This window comes from Pyxidicoccus caerfyrddinensis (genome assembly GCF_010894405.1).
In the GTDB taxonomy this organism is placed as follows: Bacteria; Myxococcota; Myxococcia; order Myxococcales; family Myxococcaceae; genus Myxococcus; species Myxococcus caerfyrddinensis.
This window is the reverse complement of record NZ_JAAIYA010000003.1, coordinates 634,622-658,345: the sequence shown is the minus strand read 5'-3', so window position 1 is coordinate 658,345 and position 23,724 is coordinate 634,622. Positions and strand designations below refer to the sequence as shown.

Here is a 23,724-nt window from a genome sequence, read left to right as displayed (position 1 = left end):
CCGCATACCAGGCGAAACACCTCTATCAGGGCTCTTGGCCACTTCTGCTGGACGCCCTACTCTCAGGGTCGGCCTCATGTCTCCCTACCGCATCAATCCGGATGACCCGCGCGCGCCGCCTCAGGAAATCTGGGAGCAGCTTTCGCCCGAGGAACGAGCCCAGGTCGTTGACAGCCTGCCCTTCGAGTTCCCTGTCTCCGAGGCGACTCCCCCCGAGGGCGACCCTCACTACGAAGCCAGGTCACGCGCCCGTGAGGTGCTCGGCAGCTTCTTCTCGCGCATTGGCCGCAAGGTGTACCTGGCCTGCGAGCTTCCCGTGCACTACCCGGGTGAGCCCCTGTTCGCCCCGGATGTCATCGCCGTGGTGGACGTCGAGCCCCAATCGCGCATGCGCTGGATGGTGAGCGCCGAGGGCAAGGGCGTGGACTTTGCACTGGAGGTGCATGGCACGGGCGAACGGCGAAAGCGCTTGGAGCGCAATGTGGAGCGCTACGCCCGGCTGGGCATCCGTGAGTACTTCGTCTTCGACTTCGGCCGACTGCGGCTGAGTGGCTGGCGGTTGGAGGAAGGCCGACGCGCGTATCGTCCCATCCTCCCGCAGCATGGGTCCTACCGCTCAGAGGTGCTTGGCCTGGAGTTGCAGGTCGAGCAGAAGCAACTGCGCTTCTACAAGGGCGGCGCGGCCCTGCCTGATTCACGAGAGACGATTGCCAGACTCGAACGAATGGTGGAGCAACGAGAGGCCAGCCGCGCCGAGCTGGAGCAGCAACTCGTCGAGGAGGCACGCCTGCGCGCGGAAGAGACCCAACGCCGCGAGGACGCCGAGCGCCGTCTTGCCGAAGCCCTCGCCGAGCTGGAGCGGCTGCGCGGCGGGCCTCGCTGAAGCCTCAGTCCCTGTACCCCCGCGCCTGCAGCCGGAACAGGTGCGCGTAGCGCCCGTCCTTCGCCATCAGCTCGTCGTGGCTCCCCAGCTCCTCCACCTGCCCGTTGTGGAGCACGGCAATCTGGTCCGCCATGCGCACCGTGGAGAAGCGGTGCGAAATCACAATCGCAATCCGGTCCGCCGCCAGCGCCTGGAAGCGCTCGAACAGCGCATGCTCCGCTTCCGCGTCGATGCTCGCCGTCGGCTCGTCCAGAATCAGCACCTCCGCGTCGTCCCGCATGAACGCTCGCGCCACCGCCAGCTTCTGCCACTGCCCCGACGACAGCTCCTGCCCCTTCTCGAACCAGCCTCCCAGCATCGTGTCGTACTGGTTCGGCAGCGCCGCAATCACCGTGCTCGCCCCACCCTCCTCCGCCGCCTTCACGATCCGCGTCCGGTCCTCCAGCGCCGGCACGTGCCCCAACCCGATGTTCTCCGCCACGTTGAACTGGTAGCGCACGAAGTCCTGGAACACCGCCCCGAAGCGGCTGCGCAGGTCCTCCACGTCCATGTCCTTCAGATTCACCCCGCCGTAGAGAATCTCCCCCTCCGACGGCTCGTACAGGCGCAGCAGCAGCTTCACCAGCGTGCTCTTCCCCGCCCCGTTCTCCCCCACCAGCGCCAGCTTCTGCCCCGGCCTCAACGTCAGATTCACGCCCTTGAGCGCCCACGCATCCTTCCCCGGATAGCGGAAGGACACGTCCCGGAACTCAATCGCGTTGCCGGGCCCGCGCGGCGGTGACTTCGCCGGCATCACCCGCGTCGTCTCGCCGCCCGTGGGGATGTCCAGGTACGTGAAGAGGTTGCTCATGAAGAGCGCGTCCTCGTACATGGAGCCGATGCTCGTCAGGATGCCCTGGAACGCCGCCTGCCCCTGACGGAACACGCCCAGGTACAGCACCATGTCGCCCACCGAAATCGCCCCGCCCGCCGCGCGCCCCGCCACGTACAGGTAGCAGGCGTAGAACGCCGCCAGCGACAACAACCCCAGCCCCAACCCCCACGCCATCCGCTTGAAGGCCAGCGCCCGGTCCTCCGTGAAGAACTTCTGGAAGAGCGTCCGGTAGCGCCCCAACACCAGCGGCCCCAACCCGAACAGCTTCACCTCCTTCACGTGGCTGTCCCGCGTGAGAATCCACTCCAGGTAGTTCAGCTTGCGCCCCTCCGGCGCCCGCCACGAGTACAGCCGGAAGCCCTCCGCCGCCAGCCGCGCCTCGGCGATGAACGCCGGAATCGACGCCGCCACCAGCACCACCACGCTCCACGGCGACAGCGCTACCAACAGCGCCGCGAAGGTGCCCAAGGTGATTCCGTTGCGCACAATCGAGAACGCCCCCATCACCAACGACAGCGGCCGGCTGTTCGCCTCGCGCCGCGCGTTCTGCATCTTGTCGTAGGTCTCGGAGTCCTCGAAGTGGCGCAGCTCCAAATCCAGCGCCTTCTGCAGAATCCGCTCGTTGAGCAGGTTGCCCAGGTTGGCGCGCAAGAGCTCGCGCGTCAGGTTCAGCCCGCGCTCCACCACCGCCGAGCCCAGCATCAGCCCGAACTCCAGCCCCACCAGGCCGTAGACGCGCGAGCGCGCCTCCAGCGAGCCCTGCGCCGCCGCCACCACCGTGTCCACAATCAGCTTCCCCACCCAGGCGATGCCCGCGGGCAGCACCGCCGCCACCAGCGTCAGCACGCCCAGCAGCACCGCCATGCGGGGGCTTGCCTGCCAGAAGAGGCGGAAGGTGCCGGGGAGCTGCTGGACGAGGCTGCCCGTGCTCTTCAGGCGGGCCAGGAGGGACGGCGGGACAGGGGAAGCGGGCGGGCGAGGGGACACGGTCCGCGTTCATAACGCGGACCCGCCGTCCGCGCTCAAGAGGAGGCTGGCGTCGTGTGTCTCGCCACCAGCACGTCGCAGCCGGCCCGCGCCAGCACCCGCTCCGTCAGCGGCGTGCGGGCCTCCGCGCCCGACATGGCCACCGCCAGCACGTCCGAGCCGCGCTCCGCCGCCTCGCCGAGGATGCCCTCTGCCGGCTCGCCGCTGCGCACCCGCACCTCCAGCTCGCGCCCCGTCTCCCGGTAGGGAGCGAGGAACCGCCCGAGCGCCACCCGCGCCCCGCGCTCCGCTTCCTGCCGGAGGAGCAACCACCGCTCCGCGGGCGCGCCCGACGCGCGCAGCGCCGCTTCCTCCTCGCGCGTGTCCACCACGTGCAGCACGTCCACCGGCGTGGGCGAAGGGCACAGCCGCAGCGTCAGCTCCAGCGCCCGCCGGGACTCGCGCGAGAAGTCCACCGCCACCAGCGGCCTCGCGTACGGCCGCACCGGGTGCGGCACCACCACCAGCACCGAGGCGCCCAGCCTCAGCACCATGCGCCGCACCATCGAGTCCTCCGCCAGCTCCCGCACCGGGTACGTCACCAGCGGCCGGCCCAGCACCACCAGCTCCGCCCCCAGCTCGCGCGACACGGCGTTCGCTGCCTCCACCGGGTCGCCCAGGCGCAGCACCTCCTGCACCTCCACGTCCACCCGGTGCCGCAGCCGCCGGCACACGGAGGACACCGCCTTGCGCAGGCAGCGCTCCCCGGACACCGCGCCCGCGGGCCCGTCCTGGCCATCCAGTGGCGGCCCCGCGTGCATCACCGCGAAGACGCCGCCCTGGCCCAAAGGCAGACGCAGCGCCCGCGCGAGCGCGAACTCGGAGCGCAGGGAGAAGTCCGTTCCGACGATGAGCCGCGACACGCCGCGCTGGCCGCGAAAGTGCCCCGCCGCCAGCAGGGGCAGGGCTCGCTGTGAAAGCTCCTGGGTTCTCATCTCACGTCCCTCCTTCCGCCTTCCTCAATTGTTTAGTGTCCGCGCTCCCGCGTGGGTGACAACGGTTCTCGCGGAGGGAGGCCTCGGGCGGGCCGCCGCTCCACGAGCAGCCGCCGCACCCCTGACATGAAGGGCCCCGTGGGCAGAAGATTCAGGCGGCCGGGCGGATGTGCCACGAGGCCCGCCGAGTCGGTGACAGCGCGGCCGGGCAGGTTGGCCCCACGCGTCACGGGAACAGTTTCCGACACGCCCTGAAACGTGGCGCGATGCGTCCGCGCGCGACGCGGAGATTCACCGCGGGTCTGCCACGTGCGTCTTGCTGTGGACGGGCACCCTGAAAAATCTCCAGCGCCGGGGCGCGCGTATCACACCTGGGCGCAGCTGGCCGTGCATCGGCGAACGGCGGTTGGCGTGCTTGGCACGTCCGAAGGGCGACAGAGCGACTCCGGACGGCCACACGAAGCACGGCCGAAGGTTTGCAGAAGAGGTGCGGCGGCGGCGCTCGGTGCAGTGGGCGGCGGGTCGGACGGGAAGAGGAAGAAGGGGGTCGTACCAATGCGCGGGGTCATCACCGGACGAGAGGTGGTCGCCAACCTGGGGCTCATCTACCGGGAGTTCGGTGCCAGCTGCGTTCTGCGTTGTCTGTGGGTCATGCTCAGCGGGAAGTCCACCACGTTTCTCGAGGTGGCCTGCCCGCCGGTGACCAAGCGTTAGAATGCGACACGGGCCGCGGGAGGAAGTCCTCCCCGCGGCCCGCACCAACACCAAACACACTTCGGTTTCAATGCGGCAGGCGACTACGGCTCGTCCCTGCGCGGCTTGTCGGGGTCCAGCGCATCCTTGATGACGCGCTTCGCGTCCTCGACCTTGCCCTTGATTTCACCCTTGGCCGTGTCCTTCTTGCCCTCGGCCTCCAGCTCACGGTCGCCAGTGGCAACACCCGCGGTTTCCTTGATGCGACCCTTGGCCTTGTCGGTCCACTCACCCATGTCCGGGCTCCTTTCGCTCAAGCCATCAGCTCCAGAAAAGTGAGCACCCGGGCGGCGGCGTGCAGGCGACGGTGGCCCGCACGCCTGCCTGCCGGGCGTGGGACGTCAGGGTGCGCCGCGACGGCCTTCCGCGCGGCCGGCGAAAATCCAGTGCTCCAGCGCAGCCGGGTAGTTGGTCGCGCCCCAGGCCGCCGCCACGTCCGGGTTGGTGGCCAGGTAGTACTGCACGTCGAAGTCCGCGGAGGCGCGGCGGCCCTCGTAGAGGCCCGCGGTGCGCCAGTGGTCCAACGCCGCGGCGTAGTTGGTGCCGAACGCCGCCGCGAGGTCCGGGTTGGCGGCCAGGTAGTAGCCCACGTCGAACTCCAGCGAGCCGCGGCGGCCCTCGGAGATGCCCGCGTTGAGCCAGTGGTCTCTCGCCGCCGCCCAGTTCGTCGGGCCGAACGCCGCCTGGAGGTCACCGTAGGTGGCCAGGTAGAAGCGCACGTCGAAGTGGGACGCGCCGCGCCGCCCCTCGGGGATGCCCGCGCCCAGCCAGTGGTTGCGCGCCGCGTCCCAGCCCGTGGCGCCGAAGGCGTTGGTGAGGTCGTAGTGGTTGAGGAGGTAGAACGCGACGTCGACGTCCCGGTCCGCGAGCGGGCCGTAGAGTGAGTACGCGCCATTCACGTCCGCGCCGGTGAGGTTCAGGTCCCCGCGGTTGGAGCCATTGCACTGCGGGTAGTGCATCACCGAGGCGGCGTCATACGCCGTCAGCGCGCGCCAGTTGTTGTCCTCGAAGCAGGTGCGCGCCTCGGGCCGGGTGTGCTCGTGACGGAAGCCGAGCGTGTGCCCCAGCTCATGACGGAGGATGCCGGTGAGCGTCCACGGCGCGTTGTTGCCGAAGGACGTCGCGTCGATGAGCACGTTGCGGGTGGCGCGGGCCTGGGCGGGGAAGAAGGCGCGCGCGAGGTACGGCTGGCCACTCACGGGACGCACGTCGAAGATGACATTGTTGTTGGTGGCGTTGCAGGCGCCGTCCTGATCGCCCCGGTGCTGGAAGCGCACGTTGACCTGCTGCCACGCGGCCGTGGCCTGTGCCATGGCCTGCACCACCGTGTTGTAGTTGGAGCCGAAGGCCGTGCTCACGCAGTACGTGACGTTGCGCTGGCGCCGGTAGTCCCAGCGGTCGTCCGCGTTGTTGACGCGGTTGACGATGAGCGGCGCGCGCTCCGTGCCCGGCTCCGAGCCGCCCTGCGCGTCCCGGACGTAGTCCTGGTACAGCTCACTCAGCCCCTCTTCGCCCACCACCGGCGTGTCACCGTCGACGATGTAGATGTCCGAGTCCGGCTCGCGCCACGCCTGCGCGCGGAACTCCTCATAGGTGAGCACCGACTCGGGACGCTCGGACGCGGACGCGTCCAGCGCCTCACCGCAGCCCACCAGCCCCAGCGACACCAGGCCCGCCGCCCACAGCAGACGCGCGTTGCGCGGGGCCTCGTACGAAGACCGCTTCATGGATGCCTTCCTTTGTTCAATGGGGGGCACTGCGCCCCGGGGTTCAGCGCGCTCCGGGCCGCTCGTCGCGGCGCCTCCCGGAGCACGGCCGGCAGCAAGCCATCCCCTCGGCGCGCACTCCAGAACCAGCCGGGTAATTCATGTTTAATTTGTATTTCAGCTCAGGGAATGAGATGGCCGCGGGGCCCGCCGCCCCCATTGCCCTGCGATTCCGAGAGAAACAGCTCTAACGGGTAGTAAACCCGGACATTGACGCAGGGCGTTTCGCACCGCACGCTGGGGTCACTGCCACCCCGGAGTCTCAGCTTCGATGTCGACCACCTCGCTCCCGACCCCTGGCGCGCTGCTGCGGCGGCTGTATCTGCTCCGGTCCATCATCACCACCGTGGCCTTCACCCCGGCCCTCTACGTGGACATGCAGCTGCTGGCGCTGGAGGGAGAGCGCGAGCTGCGCATCTTCCTGGGCGTCATCACCCCGCTGGTGCTGGGGCTGTGCGCGGTGGCCCAGCCGCTGGTGGTGACGCCGTGGCTGCTGCGGCGCGCGCTGCGCTCGGAAGGCGCGCTCCGGGTGCAGCGGCTGATCCGCATCCCCGCGACGCTGGCCTTCGGCGAGGCGATGGTGTCGTGGACGGTGGGCGGCATCCTGTTCAACGGCGGGGTGGCGGTGCTGCTGGACAGGCCGGCCTCGGTGGTCTTCGTGGGCGTGGCGGTGGCGGTCAGCGCGGGCCTCTTCAGCTGCCCGCTGATGTTCATGGCCTTCGAGCGGGTGATGATGCCCACGGTGCTGGACGCCTACCGGCAGGCGCCCACCGCGAGGCCCGCGGGTGACGGCTTCGCGCCGCGCCAGCTCTGGCTGCTGCCGGCCACCGTCGTCTCCGCGCTGCTCGTCACCTGCCTCACCAGCATCGTCACGCTGAACCTGCGGCTGGAGCGCGGGCTGGGCGCGCTCGCGTCCGACATGAAGGCCCGCGGTGACCTGGTCGCGGCGGAGCGCGTGAAGGCCACCGTCCGCCCGCTCCAGGAGGATCTGGTGGTGCCGTTGGTGATGCTCGGCGGCTACGCGGCGCTGGGCTCCATCATCACCGCCGCCTGGGCGGCCCGCCGGCTGGCGAAGGGCTCGCGCGCGGTGGGCGCCTCGCTGGAGGCGCTGGTGGACGGGCGCGCAGCGCCGCCGCAGTGGGTGTCCTCGGACGAGCTGGGGGACCTCGCGGCCAACACATGGCAGCTCTACCAGCGGCTCCAAGAGCTGCCGCGCTCGCTGCGCTCCTCCGCCGGGGACCTGGCCGTGGCCGGACACCGGCTGTCACAGGCCAGCACCCAGCAGAACCAGACGCTGTCACGGCAGGCCGCGGCGCTGCACCAGGCGCGCGCCACCGCGCAGGAAATCCAGCAGGCCTCCCACGTCACGTCGTCGCGCGCCACCAGCATCCTCCGCGTGGCCGAGCGCGCCGCCGCCGTGGGCAAGCTGGGCGAGGAGTCGCTGGCCGGCACCGAGAAGGGGCTCGCCTCCATCCGCGAAATCGCCTCCGGCCTGCACGAGCAGATGCTCGATTTGGAGCAGCGCGCCCGTGAGGTGGGCCGCGTGTCCGAGATGGTGAAGGCGCTGGCGGACCAGTCGCACATGCTCGCCATCAACGCGGCGATTGAAGCCACGCGCGCGGGCGAGCACGGCAAGGGCTTTGGCGTGGTGGCGCGGCAGATGCGCGACCTGGCGGACCAGTCGATTCAAGCCACCAACCAGGTGCGCGGCATGCTGGAGACCATGACCACCGCCACGCACCAGGCCACGGCGATGTCGGACCGGGGCGCGGAGGGCGTGGAGACGGCGCTGGCCCCGCTGCGCACCAGCGGCGAGCGGCTGCGCGAGCTGGCCGCGCTGTCCCAGGAGTCCGCGACGGCGGTGCGCCAGATTACGGAGGCGGTGGCCCAGCAACACCAGGGCGTGGACCAGCTCTTCGCCGCCGTGCGCGAATTGGACGAGCTGACGACGGACACGCTGCGCCACCTGGACACCGCCCAGCAGGCCGCCACCGCCGTCACCCAGGCCACCGGGCAGGTGTCGCAACTGGCGGAGCGGTACGTCTGAAGCGCGAGTCCCTCAGTCCGCTTCCGCGCGACGGGAGCGGGCCTCGCGGATGATGCCGATGAAGGCCTTCAGGCCCGCCGGTACGTGGCGGTGGCCGGGGTAGTAGAGGCAGAGGCCGGGATAGGACGGCGTCCAGTCCTCGAGCACACGGACCAGCCGCCCCGCCGCGACGTCCGCGGCCGCGGCCCAGTCGCTCACGTACGCCAGCCCCGTGCCCTTCAGCGCGGCCTGGAGCATGAGGGTGTCGTTGTCGAGCGCCAGCGAGCCTTTGACGTCGACGACGACCTCCTTGCCGCGCTTCTCGAACTCCCACCGGAAGTAGCCACCGCTGCGCCTCCGATGGCGGATGCAGTTGTGGGCGAGGAGGTCTCCCGGCGTGGCCGGCGGCGTGCGGCCCTTGAAGTAGCGCGGAGCGCCGACGACGGCGAAGCTCACCTTCGGACTGCACGGGACGGCGACCATGTCCTGGGGCACCGCCTCCGCGAGCCGCACCCCGGCGTCGAAGCCCTCGGCGACGATGTCGATGAGCCGGTCCTCGGTGGTGAGCTCGACCTGCATCTCCGGGTAGCGCCGGAGGAACTCCGTCACCAGCGGCATCACCACGAGCCGCGCCGCGCCCTCGGACGTGTTGAGGCGGAGCGTGCCCGTGGGCTTGTCCTTGAACTCGTTGATGACCTCCATGGCGTCGGAAATCTCGCGGAGCGCCGGCCGGACGAGAGAGAGGAACCGCTCGCCCGCTTCCGACAGGGCCACGCTCCGCGTCGTGCGGTTGAAGAGCCGCACGCCCATCCGCTGCTCCAGCGTGGAGATGGCGTGGCTCAGCGCCGACGGGGAGAGGCCCAGCTCGGCTGCCGCCGCACGGAAGCTCCGGTGCTGCGCCACCGCCACGACGGCATTCAGTTCGAGGAGACCGGCTTTGCGCATTGTTCGAAGTCCTGCATCAAGTCATCCTGCTTTGAGCTGATAGTCTCAACAATTCGTGGACGCTACCTTCGCTTCCGTCACGAAGTCCCATCGACGAAAGCGAAGCGCACCCCATGAAGAAGACCGTCCTCATCACCGGCACCTCGACCGGCTTCGGCAGGTCCGCCGCCCTCCTGTTCGCCCGCGAAGGGTGGAATGTCATCGCGACGATGCGCTCCCCCGACGCGGGGGATGAGCTGGCCCGGCTGGACAACGTGCTCGTCACGCGGCTCGACGTGCAGGACCGCGGCAGCATCGAGCAGGCGCTCGCGGCGGGCCTCGCCCGCTTCGGAAGAATCGACGCGCTGGTCAACAACGCCGGCTTCGGCCTGTTCGGCGTCTTCGAGAGCCTGTCTCGCGAGAAGCTGCAGGAGCAGTTCGACGTCAACGTCTTCGGCGTCATGGACGTCACCCGGGCCGTCCTGCCGCACTTCCGGAAGCAGCGGAGCGGGCTCGTCATCAACATCAGCTCGGGGGCCGGCGTCTTCGCGCTGCCCATGAGCTCGGCGTACTGCGCGAGCAAGTTCGCCCTGGAGGGGTTCTCCGAGGCGCTCTCCTACGAGCTGGCCTCGCAGAACATCGTCGTGAAGATTGTCGAGCCGGGCGGCGTGCTCAGCACCGACTTCGGGAAGCGGAGCGGCGCGGAGGCGTCCCGGGCCGCGCCGCCCGAGGACTATGCGAAGTTCCTCGCTGGCGCGGAGACTGTCTTCGCGGGGCTCCGGGCGGGACGGCTGGCGACGTCGGAGGAAGTCGCGGAGGTCATCTTCCGCGCCGCCACCGATGGCACGGACCAGTTGCGCTACGTGGCCACGAAGGACATCGAGCCCCTCGTCAAAGCGCGCCGCGAGACGTCCGAGCCGGAGTACATCGCGTTCATGCGCTCGCGGTTCATGTTCGGGCGGTGACGGACGTCAGCGGAGGGCGTCAAGTGTCGCGACGGGTGATGCGCTACGCCTGAGTCGCGGTCTTGTCGCCGGGCAGTTCCGGCGCGAGCCGCCCGTCCGGCGTCAGCACCGGCGCGCGGAGCAGCACGGCCACCTCGCCCATCAGCTCGGCCAGCCGCCGCAGTCGCTCGCGTGGCTCCGGGCCGCCCTCTTCGAAGCTGGCCGGGTCCAGGTACGCGAGCTGCGCCGAGGCCCGGCCGTACACCCCGGCCATCCGTGTCGTTCGCGCTTCCAGCTTCGCGTGCAGGGCTCCGAGGAACACCGTCGCTTGAGACAGTGCGCCTGCGGCCTCGTCCAGCGCGCGGACCCGTGCGTCCGGCTCCGTGCCCGGCATGGTGGCGGCCCAGGGTGCCGCGGCCTCGAACAGCGATGCGCCGTCCACCACCACCGGCGGCGCGTCCTCGTCCAGCCAGCCACGATCCAGCCACGTCAGCACGGGTTCCAGGGCGGGAGGCGCTTCCGTGCCCGCGCCCAGCAGCGGCCACGGCCGCCTCGCGGCGCGCGGCAGTGGCTCCATGGGGAGAGCCCGCAGCGCCTCTCGCGCGCCGGGCTCGAGGACATCGTCCTCGCGCGCTTGCTCCCAGCGCTCCAGCCGTTCCAATAGCGCGCGGAAGGGCACCACGCCCTCCGCGTGCGCGCGCGACTGGAGCTCACCCCAGGCCGTGACACCGTCCCTCACGCGCAGCCGGGCCGCCTTGAGGGTCGCCAGGGCCTCGCGGTGGCGCGCGCGTGCGCCGCGCACCCTCGCCTCCTCGGGCGTCCGGGGTTCACCCTCCTCCAGGACCCGCTTCACGCCGAGCCCCAGCGCCGTCAGCACCAGGCCACCCATCGCGAATGGGATGAAGAAGGGCATGCGTGTTTCTCCTCTGGAGAAGGGTGTCAGCATCGCACCCTCATTGCCCGCTCGATACAACCGGGCTGTCGCCTGGTCGTCAGCCAATCAGCCCGCCGTTCCGAGCGCCTGCTAGCCTGGGGCGAACCCCACCGGGAACGGCCCCTCATTCATGCGAAGCAGCACGACGCCCACAAGCGTCACGGCGACACTCCTCAGCGTCCTTCTCGGGGCCTGCGGCACCACACGTTACGTCGCTCCAGCCAATGCCAGCGAGCTCACCCGCTTCGTGCTCTTCATCCGGGAACTACCCGACGGCACCGTCACCCATTCCTGGCAACGCGCTGAAGAGGTGAACCTGGCTGAGTACAGGGCCCTGTCTCGCTCGCGATATAGGCCCCGGAACATCGTGCCCGTGGTGGCCCGTCCTCGGGACTGCGACGAGGAGAACCGGGAGTGCTTCGACAAGTGCATGTCACGCCCGCTCGCCCGGGGATACGGGCACATCACCTCAGGCGGGCGAAAGAAGGGCGGGAAGAAGGAACACTGTGACAAGGAATGCAGGCAGCCCTATCAAGACTGCATCGAGCTACAGAGATTGAAGCCCCAGGAGTTCGCGGCCATCGACAGCGCGGTGGACTGGCTGAAGCGCAACCGCAAGGCGGTCCTGGTGGGAAGCGTGGTTGTCGTGGCGGGCGTCGCCTTCGTGGTGCTCTCCGCCGGTGCGGGGCTCGTCGTCCTCGCGCCCGCCGTACTCCTGGCCGAGCCGGCGACCGCCGCCGAGCCCTGGATGGCGGAGGTCTCACCGTGAGCAAGGACTGGCTATTTCCTTCTCGCGTCCAGAACCTCCTGGGACGGCTCTGGGAGGAGTCCACGTCCGAGGAAGACAAGGAGTACCTCAGTACGGCCATGGACGCGCTCGACTTCATCTCGCAGTCCGGCCAGTTCCACGACTTCGAGGCCTATCGCGAGAGCATCAAGGACGACGCGCCCCCCCTCGTCATCGCGACGTTCGACACGAAGGAGCGTGCCGAAGCCTGGCTCAAGAGCCACCCCAACCCACCGGGCGGCGCCAAGGTGCTGATTGATGGCGAATACCACCACGTCTTCTGCGACGACGCTCTCAAGCACCGCCATCTGCCTCGGGGCCGCTCGCTGGAGTACTACCTCCGAGAGATGATTGACGGAGGGCTCCCCCCACCATTGGCCACGTTCGACACCCTGGAAGAGGCCAAGACCTGGGTCGACAGCCAGCCCGAGCCACCCCGCCAGGTCATCATCACGATTGCAGGCGAGCCCCACCTCGTCGCGTACCACTACAAGGTCGGCCTCCGCGCCATCTACCCGCTCTCACGGGCCGCGCCCCCAGGCTCCATCAACTACACCGTGGAGCCCGAGTAGCCCCACGCTTCAGCCCGCGCGAGCCCGGGGCTCCGCATCGTCCCCGTCCAGCGGCGGCACGTACGGCCAGCCCGGCAGCGGGCCCTTGCCGGCCTCGCGCGTGAGGTAGTCCGCCGCGATGTTGGCGCTCTCCATGATGGTCAACAGCCCGCTGCCCGGGTGCGTGCCTCCGCCCACCCAGTAGAGCCCCTCCACATCGCGGTTCTTCACCTTCGGCCGCAGCGGCCCCAATTGCAGCCACGTGTGCGACAGGTTGAACACCGCGCCGCGGAACACGTTGAAGTCGTCCCGCCACGTCTCCGCCGTGAAGTAGCGCTCCTCGCGGATGTGCTGCCGCACACCCTTCAGGCCCACCTTCTCCAGCATCGCCGGGATGCGCTCGCGCAGCTTCGCCTCCGTCGCGGCCCAGTCCACGTCCCGCGCCGTGTTCGGCGTGGGCACCAGCACATACAGCGTGGAGTGCCCCTTCGGCGCACCGGACGCGTCCGTCACCGACGGGTTGCACACGTAGAAGGGCGGGTCGTCCACGTCCACGTGCCTGTCCTCCAGCGCGTCCCGGTCCGTGCGCCGCGCGGCCTCCGACAGGTAGATGAGGTGGTGCGGCAGGTCCGAGTACACCGTGTCCAGCCCGTAGTACGCCATGAACGTGCTGCACGAGTACTTCGCCTTCTCCAGCGCCGCGTCCGTCAGCCGCGAGCCCTCGCGCGCCTGGGCCGGCAGCAGCTTCGTCGCCGCGTACGCCAGGTCCGCGTTCACCACCACCGCGTCCGCGTCCAGCACCTCGCCGTTGGCCAGCTTCACGCCCACCGCCCGCCCCGCCTCCACGCGCACCTGCTCCACCGCCGTGCCCATGCGGAAGGTGGCGCCCAGGTCCTGCGCACAGCGCATCATCCCCCGCGCCAGCTCGCGGAAGCCGCCCTCCACGTGCCAGACGCCGAAGGCCAATTCCAGGAACGGAATCACGCTGAACACCGACGAGCACGTCGTCGGGTGCAGCCCCAGGTACTTCGACGGGTACGCCAGCGCGTACGTAATCCGGTCATCGTGGAAGAAGGAGTCGAGCTGCCGGTACAGCGTCTGCCACGGCTTGAAGCGCAGCGTCGGCGCCAGCCGCCACGGCGCGTAGTACGCGAGGCTGCCCGCATTCGTGCAGATGAACTTCTCGTAGGCGATGGCGTACTTCTCGCGCCCCTCCTCCATCCACCGGCGCAGCGCCACGGCCTTGTCCGGGCCGTACTTCGCCACCTCCCCCTCCATCCGCGCCATGTCCCGTGACGTGTCCAGGTGCGTGCCGTCCCAGAAGTGCACCCGCGTGTTCACGTCCAGGGGAACCAGCTTCACGTAGTCGTCGATGCGCCGGCCCGCGCGCCGGAAGATCTGCTCCAGCACGCCCGGGAGCTGGAGGATGGACGGCCCGGTGTCGAGCGCGTACTCGCCCGCGGCGCCGAGCTTCAGCCCCTTCATCCGCCCCCCGGGCACCGCGTCCTTCTCCACCACGGTGACGCGCAGCCCCTGCCCGGCCAGGTTGATGGCGGCCGACAGCCCCCCGGGCCCGGCTCCCACGACGATGACGTGACGCACCATGACGCATTGATGCCTGAACGCCCGGGAGGTTGCACTCCTGTCGGTACACGGGCGGACGGACGCCCTCCGCCCCTTTCTCCTGCCGGACATGCGTACCTGCCCGTATGGGAAGTGGGGCTCCCGGGCGCCTAGCATCCTGTGTATCGCCTTGGTGGACCCTATTCAGGGGCCCGCGCTTCGTGTTCTTCGCGACACCGTGCCTGCCCTCCTGTCTTCCCACCTGCGCCGTCACGCCTCCGCGTACTGCGCGCTGCTGGTCGGCCTGGCCGTGACAGGAGTGGCCGCGCTGTATGTGCAGCGCGGTATCGACGAGCGGCGCAACCGGCGCTTCGACGAGGCCGTCCGCGAGGGCACGCTGGGGCTCCAGCAGCGCATGGACATGTACCAGGCCATGCTGCTGGGCACGCGCGGGCTGTTCAGCAGCAGCCAGCAGGTGGAGCGCGACGAGTTCCACGCCTACGTGGAGAGCCTGGAGCTGCCCCGGCGCTACCCCGGCATCCAGGGCATCGGCTTCTCGCAGTGGCTGAGGCCCGGGGAGCTCGAGGCGCACGAGGCCGAGGTAGGCGCGGAGGGCCTCCCGGACTACCACGTGTGGCCGGAGGGCGAGCGCGCGGAGTACACCGCCATCGTCTTCCTGGAGCCGCTCGACGCGCGCAACCGCCGCGCCATCGGCTTCGACATGTTCTCCGAGCCCACCCGCCAGGAGGCCATGCGGCGGGCCATGGAGACGGCGCTGCCGGCGGCCAGCGGGAAGGTCCGGCTGGTCCAGGAGGACGAGGCGGACACCCGGGCCCAGGCGGGCTTCCTCATCTACGTGCCCGTCTACAACGGCACGCAGCCCACCACGCCCGAGGACCGCCGGGCCCACCTGCGGGGCTTCGTCTATGCGCCGTTCCGCATGGGGGACCTGGTGGAGGGCCTGCGCTTCCCGGGCTTCCAGGGCACCGTGGACCTGGAGATTCATGACGGCGCGGAGACCGGCCCGGAGGCCCTGCTCTTCACCTCGCGACAGGAGGGGCCGTGGGAGGAGGGGGCGCGGCTGGGCCTGTACCGGGAGGTGCCGCTGTCCGTGGCCGGCCGGCGGTGGACGCTGGTGTTCGCCGCGCGGGAGTCCTTCATCGAGCGGAACAGCCAGCTGCAGCTGGGCACGGTGCTCATCAGCGGCCTGCTGGTGACGCTGCTCCTGTTCCTGATGACACGCGCACAGGTCAACGCCCGCGCCGCCGCCGAGGCCGCCAGCGCGGAGCAGCAGCGGCTGGCGAGCGAGGCACGCACGGCGGTGCGGGTGCGCGACGAGTTCCTCGGCGTCGCCGCGCACGAGCTGCGCACGCCGCTCACGTCGCTCAAGCTCCAGCTCCAGCTGCTGTACCGGCAGCTGCGCCAGCCCGGGCCGCTGGACGCGGAGCGGGTGGAGCGCGGGGTGGAGTCCTGCGAGCGGCAGACGACGCGGCTGTCGCAGCTGGTGGACAGCCTGCTGGACGTGTCGCGGCTGATGCACGGACGCATGGAGCTGCGGCTGGAGGCGCTGGAGTTGGGAGAGGTGACGCGCGAGCTGGTGCGGCGCTTCGAGACGGATGCGCAGTCTGCGGGCGTGCGGCTGACGGTGGACGCGCCCCTGCCGGTGCAGGGCCGGTGGGACCGGCTGCGACTGGAGCAGGTGCTGACGAACCTGGTCTCCAACGCGCTCAAGTACGGCCAGGGCGCGCCGGTGGACGTGCGCGTGCGCGGTGACGGGAGCGCGGCGTTCCTGGAGGTGCGGGACCAGGGGATTGGGATTGCGCGGGAGGACGCGGAGCGCATCTTCGACCGCTTCGAGCGGGCGGTGTCGAGCCGGCACTACGGGGGACTGGGGCTGGGGCTCTTCATCACGCGGCAGCTCGTGGAGGCGCTCGGGGGGAGCATCGCCGTGGTGAGCCTCCCCGGGCAGGGGTCCACCTTCACCGTGCGCCTGCCCGTGACGGGGCCGGGGGAGGAGGCGGAGGGCACGGCTCCCGCTTCCGAGCCGCCCCGGGCGCCGCTGCACTGAGCGGCGGGAGCCGGGCCACACCGCCCGTCCCGGCATGGCGAAGACACCCGGTACTGACTGGGCACTGGTGGACACCCTGCACTCGGGCACACATGAGTGTTCGACAGCCCGCACGTCCGTGTCTATGTCCCACGTCATGGAGCCCGCACCGCGCGAGGTGCTGCTGTTCACCCTGGACGGCCAGCGCTACGGACTGCCCGCCGAGGACATCAGGGAGCTGGTGCGCGCCGCGCGCCTGACGCCCCTGCCGCGCGCCCCCGACGTGGTGGAGGGCCTCCTCAACCTGCGCGGAGATTTGCTCCCCGTCCTCGACCTGCGCCGCCGCTTCCGCCACCCGCCCCGCGCGCTGTCCCCCCTGGACCACTTCATCGTCGCCCGCGCGGGGACGCGCCACGTCGTGCTGCGCGTGGACCGCGCCGAGGGCCTGCGCGTGCTCGCCCCCGGTGAGTGGGACGCCACACCCCGCGAGCTGCCCGGCGTGGGCTACGTGGCCGGCGCCGCGAAGCTGTCGGACGGGCTCGTGCTCGTCCATGACCTGCGCTCGTTCCTCTCCGAGGCGGAAGGCCTGCAGCTGGACGCCGCGCTGGGCTCGCCGGCGGAGACGCCGTGAGCTGGGGCGCCTGGAGCCACCCCGGCTTCGCGGCCGTGCTCGCGCTGGTGGAGGAGCGCGCGGGGCTCTCCGCGCCGAGCTGCCCCGCCGCCGCCGAGGAGGCCATCTCCCGCGCCATGGCCCGCGCCGGCCTCTCCGATTTCGACGCCTACCGCGCCCGCCTCGCCGAGGACTCCGCCGCGCTCGATGACCTGCTCATCGAGCTCACCGTCGGCGAGACGTACTTCTTCCGCACCCCCGAGCACTTCGAGCACCTGCGCCGCGTCGTGCTGCCCGAGGTGCGCGAGCGGCTCGGGCCCGAGCACACCGTCCGCATGTGGAGCGCGGCGTGCTCTTCCGGTGAGGAGCCCTACTCGCTTGCGGTGCTGCTCCAGGCAGAGGGCTGGGGCGAGCACATGGCCGTGTACGCCACCGACGTGTCGCGCGGCGCGCTCGCCCGCGCCCGGCAGGCGACGTACGGCGAGTGGTCCCTGCGCGGCCCCTGGGCGGACCGCATGCGGCCCCACCTGCGCGTCGAGGGCCGCCGGTATGTCCTGTCCCCGGACGTGCAGCAGCGCGTGCGCTTCAGCTACCTCAACCTCGCGCTCGACACGTGGCCCTCGCCCGACAGCGGCATCTGGAAGCTGGACATCATCTTCTGCCGCAACGTCCTCATCTACTTCAACCGCGCCACCATCGAGGCCGTGGCGCGCAGGCTCCATGATGCGCTCGCGGAAGGGGGCTACCTCTTCACCGGCCCGTCGGACCCGCCGCTCGGAGACCTGGCCCCGCTGGAGTCCGTCCTCACCGAGTGGGGCGTCATCTACCGCCGGCCCCTGCACGGCGCCACCGTGTCCGTGAGAGCGCATGAGGTGCACCGTGTCCCGGTTGAGGTGGCCCCGGCCGCACGGGGTGCCACGGGTACCGGCTCCGGACTGCTGACGGAGACGGGCTCGGCGGCAACGCGGGACGGTGGCATGACGGACGCCGTGCCGGGACGCTTCGGTGGCGCTTCCTCCGGGCGTGACGTGGGCGCGACTTCCGGACGTGACGTGGGCGCGGCGTCCGAGCGCTCCACCTCGACGAGCGTCCCACCTCCGTCACGAAGCACGGCGCGCGCGCCGGACGCGGAGGCGCTCGCGGCGGCGCGGCGGGCCCTGGCGCGTGGCGACTGGCGCGATGCGGCCCGGCGGCTCGGCACGCTCGACGAGGACCCGGCCATCGCCATGGCGGCGGTGCACGCGCTCGCCAACCTGGACGCCCACGCCGCCGTGGACGCCTGCGCGGAGGCCGCCGCGCGCCATCCGCTCGTCGCCGGGCTGCGCTACCTGGAGTCCCTGTTGCTCCTCGGCCAGGGCCGGCTCGCCGACGCCGAGCGCTCCGCCCGGCAGGCGCTGTACCTGGAGCCCTCGCTGGTGGTGGCGTGGCTCGTGCTGGGCCGCGTGCTGCGACGCCGTGGCGACACGGCTGGGGCCCTCAAGGCCTGGCGCGAGGCGGAGTCGCTGTGCGCCGTGCTTCCCCCGGACGCCCCCGTCCCCCTCGCGGACGGCGAGCGCGCGCGCGGGCTGGCGGACGTCGCGCACGGCGAGCGGACACGACTGGAGGCAGCCCTGGCTGCCGGTGAGGAGAAAACCTGATGCCGGGGTCTGGAATCGATTGGGACGCGGCACGCGCCCGACTCGCCCGGCTGGCGGCCGCCGCGCAGGCGGAGGACGCCCTCTCGCCCGCCGAGGCCCTGGCCGTCCTGGACGCCCGCGCCCGGGCCCTGGCGCGCGAGCCTGGCGTCGAAGCGGAGACCGGCACGCTGCGCGAGGCCGTCCACTTCCGCACCGCCGGCCAACGGTACGCGTTGGAGTCGCGCTTCGTGCTGGAAGTCGTGCGCGCCGCCGAGGTCGTCCCCCTGCCGGGCGCCCCGCCCGCGCTGCGCGGCCTCACACTGCTGCACGGCGAGGTGCTCCCCGTCGTGGAGCTGGCCCCTCTCTTCGGCCGCGCGCCGTCGGAGGCCGCGGGCCCGCTGCTCGTCATCGGCGCGGGACGGCCCGAGCTGGGCCTGCGCACCGAAGAAGTCGAAGAGGTCACCCTGCTGCGGGGGCGCACGCTGCTGCCCCCACCCTCCACCGTGGACACTTCGCTGGTGTCCGCCGCTGAAGAGGACGGCACGCTCGTGCTGGAGGGAGAGGCGCTGCTGGGTGACAGTCGCCTCGTGTTCGATTTGTCCGACGAAGGAGTTGTATGAGCATCGGGAACCGCATCGCACTCGGCTTCGGACTGTCCCTGCTGGTGCTGCTGGTGCTGGCGGGTGTGGCCTTCCAGGGCGCCAACCAGCTCACGGAGAGCACCACGGGCTTGTTGAAGACGCAGGAGAACATCCGCGTCATCAGCGACGTGCGCACGCTGCTGATGGAAGCGGAGTCCAGCCAGCGCGGCTTCCTCCTCACCGGCGAGGACCCGTATCTGGCGCCGTACCAGCGGGCCATGGCCCTGCTGAAGGACGACACGACGCGGCTCCGCGACGCCTTGGCGTCCAACCCCGAGCAACGGGCACGGCTGAACCAGCTGGAGCCCGCCGTGACGGAGCGGCTGGAGCGGCTGGCGGAGGGCATTCGCGTGCGCCGTGAGCAGGGCCTGGAAGGCGGCTCGAAGTACATCAAGGTGGGCCAGGGCGAGCGGCTCATGAGCCAGGTGAAGAGCATCAGTGACGAGATGCTCGCGGCCGAGCAGCAGCGCTGGGAGGACCACTCGGAGGACGCCACGGCCATGGCCCAGCGCCTCATGTGGGTGCTGGCCGTGTGCGCACTGCTGGGCATGGCCATCGTCGCGGTGGGCAGCTACCTCATCACCCGGAGCATCACCGTTCCGCTGCAGAAGCTGATGGTCGGCGCCGAGCAGCTCGGCCGCGGCCAGCTGGAGCACCGCATCGAAGTGCGGGGCAGCGACGAGGCGGCGGAGCTGGCGCGCGCCTTCAACGAGATGGCCGAGCGCCGCCGGCAGACGGAGGCCCAGCTCGCGAAGCAGTCCGAGCAGCGCGAGCACACGCTGAAGACGGTGGCCGAGTTCGTCAACCAGCTCGCCGGGGCCAGCGCGCAGATTCTCGCCAGCACCACCGAGCAGGTGGCCGGCGCGCAGGAGCAGGGCAGCGCGGTGACGGAGACGGTGAGCACCATCGAGGAAATCACCAAGACGTCCGAGGAGGCCGCCGGCCGCGCCCGCGCGGTGAGCGACTCCGCCCGTCACGCGGAGGAGGTGGGCCGCGGCGGCCGGCGCGCGGTGGAGGAGGCCGTGTCCTCCATGGGCGTCGTGCGCGAGCAGGTGGAGTCCATCGCCTCGCGCATCCTCGCCCTCGCCGAGCAGGCGCAGGCCATCGGCGACATCATCACCACCGTCAACGACATCTCCGAGCAGACGCACATGCTGGCCCTCAACGCCTCCATCGAGGCCAGCCGCGCCGGAGAGCAGGGCCGCGGCTTCGCGGTGGTGGCCGCCGAGGTGAAGGCGCTGGCGGACCAGTCCAAGAAGGCCACCGGCCAGGTGCGGCAGATTCTGGGACAAATCCAGAAGGCCACCCACGGCGCGGTGATGACCACCGAGGAGGGCACCAAGAGCGTGGCCGCCGCCACCCGCGTGGTGTCCGAGGCGGGCTCCAACATCCAGACGCTGTCCGACCTGCTCACCCAGGCGTCGCTGACCGCGGCGCAGATTGCCGCCTCCGCCAACCAGCAGGCCACGGGCATCGCGCAGATTCGTCAGGCGATGCATGACGTGAATCAGGCCACGCAGCAGGCCCTCCAGTCCTCGCGGCAGACCGAGCGCGCCATGCAGGACGTCAACAGCATGGGCCAGAAGCTCAAGGGGCTGCTGGGAGAGTACGGGCGCTGATGGACCGGGACCGGCTGGCCCAGGCACTGCTGGCCACGTTCCTCGAGGAGCTCGAGGGACATGTGGCCTCGCTCAACCGCGAGCTGCTCGCCCTGGAGCGCGAGCGGGCACCGGCGCGCGCGGCGGAGCACGTGGCCTCGCTGCTGCGCATCCTGCACAGCGTGAAGGGCGCGGCGCGCGCGGCCAGCGCCACCCTGGTGGAGACGGCGTGCCACCGCATGGAAGAAGTGCTGGAGCGCGTGCGCGACGAGGGCGCCGGCGCCCCGGAGGTGTTCGAGCTGTGCTTCACCACCGTGGACGCGCTGGACGACGCGGGCCGGCGGCTGGCCGCGAAGCAAGACCTCGCCGGCTCTCCGCTGGACGCGCTGCTGCCCCAGTTGGAGCGCGCCGCCAGACGCGACACGACTTCGACGACGACCAGCGCACCCGCTCGCGACACCTCCGCGCCGGCTCGCGGCACGGACCTCCCGGAGTCTCCGCCACCGGAGCTTCCGTCACCCGGCCCCCTCGGGGCCGAGACACTGCCGGTGCGCGTGTCCGCGCAGAAGCTGGACGCGCTATTGGCGCGCAGTGGCGAGCTGCGGGTGGCGACGCTGCGGCTGGACGGCAGGGCCGAAGCACTGGAGTCCGTGCGCGAGTCGCTGGCCCAGGCCCGCGAGGCGGTGCGCGGGACGGCGGGTGAGGCGGCGCTGCGGCGCGCGGAGACGGAGCTGTCGCGCGTGGCGCGCGAGCTGGCGTCGGACCGGCGTGCCCTGGGCGGCGTGGCCACCGGCCTGGACGACGAGGTCCGCCGCGCGCGCACCCTGTCCTTCTTCGAGGGCTGCGAGGGCCTGGAGCGCGCCGCGCGCGACGTGGCGCGCAGCCTGGGCCGCGCGGTGCGGCTGGAGGTGCACGGCGGAGCACTGGAGCTGGACCGCTCGCTGCTCCAGGCCCTGCGCGAGCCGCTGCTGCACCTGGTGCGCAACGCGGTGGCGCACGGGCTGGAGGCGCCGGAAGCGCGCCGCGCCGCGAGCAAGCCGGAGGAGGGCCGCGTCGTCCTCTCGGCGCGCCTGCGGGGCAGCCGCGTGCAGGTGACGGTGGAGGACGACGGACGGGGCCTGGACCTGGACGCGCTGCGCGCGCGGGCGCGGGCCCGGGGCCTCGATGAGCCGGAGGACGACGCGGACGCCGCGCGGCTCGCCTTCCTGCCCGGCCTGTCCACCGCGACGGAGGTGACACGCGTGTCGGGCCGCGGCGTGGGCCTGGACGTGGTGCGCACGCAGGTGGAGGCGCTGCGCGGCACGGTGGAGGTGTCCACGCATCCGGGCCAGGGCACCGCCTTCCTCCTGGATGTGCCCCTCACGCTGAGCACGCTGCGCGTGCTGCTGGTGTCCGCGGGCGGGCAGACGCTGGCGCTGGCCAGCGAGAGCGTGGCGCGGCTGGTCCGCGTGGCGCCCGGCGACATTCGCGAGGTGGAGGGCCGCCCCACCTGGGCCGCCGGGGACGCGCTGGTGCCGCTGGCCTCGCTGGCGGATGTGCTGGGCCTGCCCCCCGGGCCTCCCCGCGCGCGGCGGGGCGCGGTGCTGCTCGCCACTGGCACCGCGCGCGCCCTGCTGGTGGTGGACGAGGTGCTGTCCGAGCAGGAGGCGCTGGTGCGCTCGCTCGGCGAGCGCGTGCGCCGGGCCCGCCACGTGTCCGCCGCGGCGGTGCTGCCGGACGGGCGGCTGTCGCTGCTGCTCAACCCCCTGGCCCTGGTGCGCGCGGCCGGAGGCCGGCCCTCCACGGCGCTGTTCCCCGCCCCGGCGGCCCAGCGGGCGAGGCGGCGCGTGGTGCTGGCGGACGACTCGCCCACCACGCGCGCGTTGGAGCAGAGCATCCTCGAGGGCGCGGGGTACGAGGTGGTGGCGTGCGCGGACGGCGCCGAGGCCTGGGAGCGGCTCCAGGCGGGCGGCGCGGACGCGCTGGTGCTGGACGTGGAGATGCCGCGCATGGACGGCTTCGCGCTCACCGAGGCCGTGCGCGCCTCCCCGCGCTACTCGCGGCTGCCGGTGGTGCTCGTCACCGCGCGCGGCAAGCCCGAGGACAAGGCGCGCGGCCTCCAGGCCGGTGCCAGCGCGTACCTGGTGAAGAGCGCATTCGACCCGACGAGCCTGCTGGAGACGCTGAGGCGACTGCTATGAGGACCGACCCGTTGCGAATCGTGGTGGCCGAGGACTCGCCCACCGCCCGGCGCCTGCTGGTGGAAATCCTGCGCGCCGACCCCGCCCTGGCGGTGGCGGGCGAGGCGAAGGACGGCGTGGAGGCGGTGGAGCTGGTGCAGCGGCTGCGGCCGGACCTGGTGACGATGGACATCCAGATGCCGCGCATGGACGGCCTGGACGCCACCCGCCGCATCATGACGGAGGTGCCCACGCCCGTCGTCGTCGTGTCCACCCTGGTGGAGCGCGACATCCAGACGTCCATGGCCGCGCTGCGCGCCGGAGCGCTCGCGGTGCTCCAGAAGCCGGTGGGCCCGGAGTCGCCCGACTTCGACGCGGAGAGCCGCCGCCTGCGCGACACGCTCAAGGCCATGGCGGAGGTGAAGGTGGTGCGCCGCTGGCCGGAGCGCACGGCCTCTCCGTCGCCGCCGCTCGTGCCCGTGCCGACGCCCGTCGTGCAGCGCCCGGCGGTGGTGGCGCTGGCCGCGTCCACCGGAGGCCCGGCCGCCCTCCACCGGGTGCTGTCCGAGCTGCCCGCGGACTTCCCCGTGCCGCTGCTGGTGGTGCAGCACATCGCCCTCGGCTTCAGCCAGGGCTTCGCCACCTGGCTGGGCACCGCTGGTCCGCTGCCGGTGAAGGTGGCCGAGGACGGCGAGGCGCTTTTGCCCGGCCACGTGTACCTCGCGCCAGATGATCGCCACCTGGGCCTCTACGGCGAGGGGCGCGCGGAGGTGTCCCGTGGGGCGCCGGTGCATGGCTTCCGGCCGTCCGCCACGTGGCTGTTCCGCTCGGTGGCCCGCGCGCATGGCCCCCGCTCGCTCGCCGTCGTCCTCACCGGCATGGGACAGGACGGGCTGGAGGGCGTGCGCGAGCTGCGCGAGGCGGGTGGCTACGTGCTGGCCCAGGACGAGCCCAGCTCCGTCGTCTACGGAATGCCGGGCGTCGTGGTGGGCGCGGGCCTGGCGCACGAGGTGGTGCCCCTGCCCTCCATCGCCGCACGGCTCCTCCAGAGCGTCCGGGGGGCCGGTAGCTCCATTGCATGAACCAC

General features: G+C 71.5%; 19 protein-coding genes. 12 read left to right on the top strand and 7 right to left on the bottom strand.

Annotation, left to right across the window (positions count from 1 at the left end; all coding sequences use genetic code 11):
* Nucleotides 1-76: 76 nt before the first annotated feature.
* Nucleotides 77-883, top strand: coding sequence for a Uma2 family endonuclease (locus G4D86_RS09830; protein WP_205519513.1), 807 nt, complete (start codon nt 77-79; stop codon nt 881-883).
* A gap of 4 nt (nt 884-887) precedes the next feature.
* On the opposite strand, the gene G4D86_RS09825 is transcribed toward G4D86_RS09830, so the two are convergent.
* From G4D86_RS09825 to G4D86_RS09810, 4 genes are all read right to left on the bottom strand, one after another.
* Complete coding sequence (locus G4D86_RS09825; RefSeq protein ID WP_205519512.1) at nt 888-2,744, bottom strand: ABC transporter ATP-binding protein; 1,857 nt, start codon at nt 2,742-2,744, stop codon at nt 888-890.
* Nucleotides 2,745-2,779: 35 nt separating this feature from the next.
* Nucleotides 2,780-3,718, bottom strand: a complete 939-nt coding sequence (locus G4D86_RS53750) for a universal stress protein (RefSeq protein WP_163991911.1) — start codon at nt 3,716-3,718, stop codon at nt 2,780-2,782.
* A gap of 797 nt (nt 3,719-4,515) precedes the next feature.
* Nucleotides 4,516-4,707 carry a CsbD family protein gene (locus G4D86_RS09815; RefSeq protein WP_163991909.1) on the bottom strand — a complete coding sequence of 64 codons (192 nt, stop codon included), beginning with the start codon at nt 4,705-4,707 and terminating at the stop codon, nt 4,516-4,518.
* A 105-nt stretch (nt 4,708-4,812) separates the two neighbouring features.
* The gene (locus G4D86_RS09810; protein WP_163991908.1) at nt 4,813-6,198 is read right to left on the bottom strand and encodes a M57 family metalloprotease; all 1,386 of its coding nucleotides are present in this window, start codon (nt 6,196-6,198) and stop codon (nt 4,813-4,815) included.
* Nucleotides 6,199-6,508: 310 nt separating this feature from the next.
* Between G4D86_RS09810 and G4D86_RS09805 the strand changes: the two genes are divergently transcribed.
* Nucleotides 6,509-8,284, top strand: coding sequence for a methyl-accepting chemotaxis protein (locus G4D86_RS09805; protein ID WP_163991906.1), 1,776 nt, complete (start codon nt 6,509-6,511; stop codon nt 8,282-8,284).
* 12 nt (nt 8,285-8,296) lie between these two features.
* Here the strand turns inward: G4D86_RS09805 and G4D86_RS09800 are convergent, their stop codons facing one another.
* A complete protein-coding gene (locus tag G4D86_RS09800; RefSeq protein WP_163991904.1) occupies nt 8,297-9,208 on the bottom strand; it encodes a LysR family transcriptional regulator in 912 nt (303 codons plus the stop codon).
* A 113-nt stretch (nt 9,209-9,321) separates the two neighbouring features.
* Here G4D86_RS09800 and G4D86_RS09795 point away from each other — a divergent pair, with 113 nt between their 5' ends.
* The gene (locus G4D86_RS09795; protein WP_163991902.1) at nt 9,322-10,152 is read left to right on the top strand and encodes an SDR family oxidoreductase; all 831 of its coding nucleotides are present in this window, start codon (nt 9,322-9,324) and stop codon (nt 10,150-10,152) included.
* Between the two features lie 43 nt (nt 10,153-10,195).
* On the opposite strand, the gene G4D86_RS09790 is transcribed toward G4D86_RS09795, so the two are convergent.
* Nucleotides 10,196-11,044 carry a hypothetical protein gene (locus G4D86_RS09790; protein ID WP_163991901.1) on the bottom strand — a complete coding sequence of 283 codons (849 nt, stop codon included), beginning with the start codon at nt 11,042-11,044 and terminating at the stop codon, nt 10,196-10,198.
* Between the two features lie 151 nt (nt 11,045-11,195).
* On the opposite strand from G4D86_RS09790, the gene G4D86_RS52710 reads away from it, so the two are divergent.
* Nucleotides 11,196-11,834 carry a hypothetical protein gene (locus G4D86_RS52710; protein WP_163991899.1) on the top strand — a complete coding sequence of 213 codons (639 nt, stop codon included), beginning with the start codon at nt 11,196-11,198 and terminating at the stop codon, nt 11,832-11,834.
* A complete protein-coding gene (locus tag G4D86_RS09780; RefSeq protein ID WP_163991897.1) occupies nt 11,831-12,424 on the top strand; it encodes a head protein in 594 nt (197 codons plus the stop codon). The genes G4D86_RS52710 and G4D86_RS09780 overlap by 4 nt, the downstream gene beginning before the upstream one ends.
* 9 nt (nt 12,425-12,433) lie before the next feature.
* Here G4D86_RS09780 and G4D86_RS09775 read toward each other — a convergent pair whose 3' ends face one another.
* Nucleotides 12,434-14,008, bottom strand: coding sequence for a phytoene desaturase family protein (locus tag G4D86_RS09775; RefSeq protein ID WP_163991895.1), 1,575 nt, complete (start codon nt 14,006-14,008; stop codon nt 12,434-12,436).
* A gap of 196 nt (nt 14,009-14,204) precedes the next feature.
* On the opposite strand from G4D86_RS09775, the gene G4D86_RS09770 reads away from it, so the two are divergent.
* The 7 genes from G4D86_RS09770 (at nt 14,205) to cheB (ending at nt 23,719) form a co-directional block, all read left to right on the top strand.
* Entirely contained in the window at nt 14,205-16,034 is a 1,830-nt protein-coding gene (locus tag G4D86_RS09770) for a CHASE domain-containing protein (RefSeq protein ID WP_240360147.1), read from the top strand.
* Between the two features lie 136 nt (nt 16,035-16,170).
* Complete coding sequence (locus tag G4D86_RS09765) at nt 16,171-16,644, top strand: chemotaxis protein CheW (RefSeq protein ID WP_163991891.1); 474 nt, start codon at nt 16,171-16,173, stop codon at nt 16,642-16,644.
* A complete protein-coding gene (locus G4D86_RS09760) occupies nt 16,641-18,260 on the top strand; it encodes a CheR family methyltransferase (RefSeq protein WP_163991889.1) in 1,620 nt (539 codons plus the stop codon). Before G4D86_RS09765 ends, G4D86_RS09760 begins: the two co-directional genes overlap by 4 nt.
* Nucleotides 18,260-18,859, top strand: a complete 600-nt coding sequence (locus tag G4D86_RS09755) for a chemotaxis protein CheW (RefSeq protein ID WP_163991887.1) — start codon at nt 18,260-18,262, stop codon at nt 18,857-18,859. Before G4D86_RS09760 ends, G4D86_RS09755 begins: the two co-directional genes overlap by 1 nt.
* Nucleotides 18,856-20,499, top strand: coding sequence for a methyl-accepting chemotaxis protein (locus G4D86_RS09750; protein ID WP_163991885.1), 1,644 nt, complete (start codon nt 18,856-18,858; stop codon nt 20,497-20,499). The genes G4D86_RS09755 and G4D86_RS09750 overlap by 4 nt, the downstream gene beginning before the upstream one ends.
* Entirely contained in the window at nt 20,499-22,658 is a 2,160-nt protein-coding gene (locus G4D86_RS09745; protein ID WP_163991883.1) for a hybrid sensor histidine kinase/response regulator, read from the top strand. Before G4D86_RS09750 ends, G4D86_RS09745 begins: the two co-directional genes overlap by 1 nt.
* Entirely contained in the window at nt 22,655-23,719 is a 1,065-nt protein-coding gene (gene cheB / locus G4D86_RS09740; RefSeq protein ID WP_163991881.1) for a chemotaxis-specific protein-glutamate methyltransferase CheB, read from the top strand. The genes G4D86_RS09745 and cheB overlap by 4 nt, the downstream gene beginning before the upstream one ends.
* The last annotated feature ends 5 nt before the right edge of the window (nt 23,720-23,724 follow it).

Bases quoted from the DNA above. Each gene is read 5' to 3' on its own strand.
- G4D86_RS09830 (WP_205519513.1), top strand. From the start codon at position 77: ATGTCTCCCTACCGCATCAATCCGGATGACCCGCGCGCGCCGCCTCAG.
- G4D86_RS53750 (WP_163991911.1), bottom strand. From the start codon at position 3,718: ATGAGAACCCAGGAGCTTTCACAGCGAGCCCTGCCCCTGCTGGCGGCG.
- G4D86_RS09815 (WP_163991909.1), bottom strand. From the start codon at position 4,707: ATGGGTGAGTGGACCGACAAGGCCAAGGGTCGCATCAAGGAAACCGCG.
- G4D86_RS09810 (WP_163991908.1), bottom strand. From the start codon at position 6,198: ATGAAGCGGTCTTCGTACGAGGCCCCGCGCAACGCGCGTCTGCTGTGG.
- G4D86_RS09805 (WP_163991906.1), top strand. From the start codon at position 6,509: ATGTCGACCACCTCGCTCCCGACCCCTGGCGCGCTGCTGCGGCGGCTG.
- G4D86_RS09800 (WP_163991904.1), bottom strand. From the start codon at position 9,208: ATGCGCAAAGCCGGTCTCCTCGAACTGAATGCCGTCGTGGCGGTGGCG.
- G4D86_RS09795 (WP_163991902.1), top strand. From the start codon at position 9,322: ATGAAGAAGACCGTCCTCATCACCGGCACCTCGACCGGCTTCGGCAGG.
- G4D86_RS09790 (WP_163991901.1), bottom strand. From the start codon at position 11,044: ATGCCCTTCTTCATCCCATTCGCGATGGGTGGCCTGGTGCTGACGGCG.
- G4D86_RS52710 (WP_163991899.1), top strand. From the start codon at position 11,196: ATGCGAAGCAGCACGACGCCCACAAGCGTCACGGCGACACTCCTCAGC.
- G4D86_RS09775 (WP_163991895.1), bottom strand. From the start codon at position 14,008: ATGGTGCGTCACGTCATCGTCGTGGGAGCCGGGCCCGGGGGGCTGTCG.
- G4D86_RS09765 (WP_163991891.1), top strand. From the start codon at position 16,171: ATGGAGCCCGCACCGCGCGAGGTGCTGCTGTTCACCCTGGACGGCCAG.
- G4D86_RS09755 (WP_163991887.1), top strand. From the start codon at position 18,260: ATGCCGGGGTCTGGAATCGATTGGGACGCGGCACGCGCCCGACTCGCC.
- G4D86_RS09750 (WP_163991885.1), top strand. From the start codon at position 18,856: ATGAGCATCGGGAACCGCATCGCACTCGGCTTCGGACTGTCCCTGCTG.
- G4D86_RS09745 (WP_163991883.1), top strand. From the start codon at position 20,499: ATGGACCGGGACCGGCTGGCCCAGGCACTGCTGGCCACGTTCCTCGAG.
- cheB (WP_163991881.1), top strand. From the start codon at position 22,655: ATGAGGACCGACCCGTTGCGAATCGTGGTGGCCGAGGACTCGCCCACC.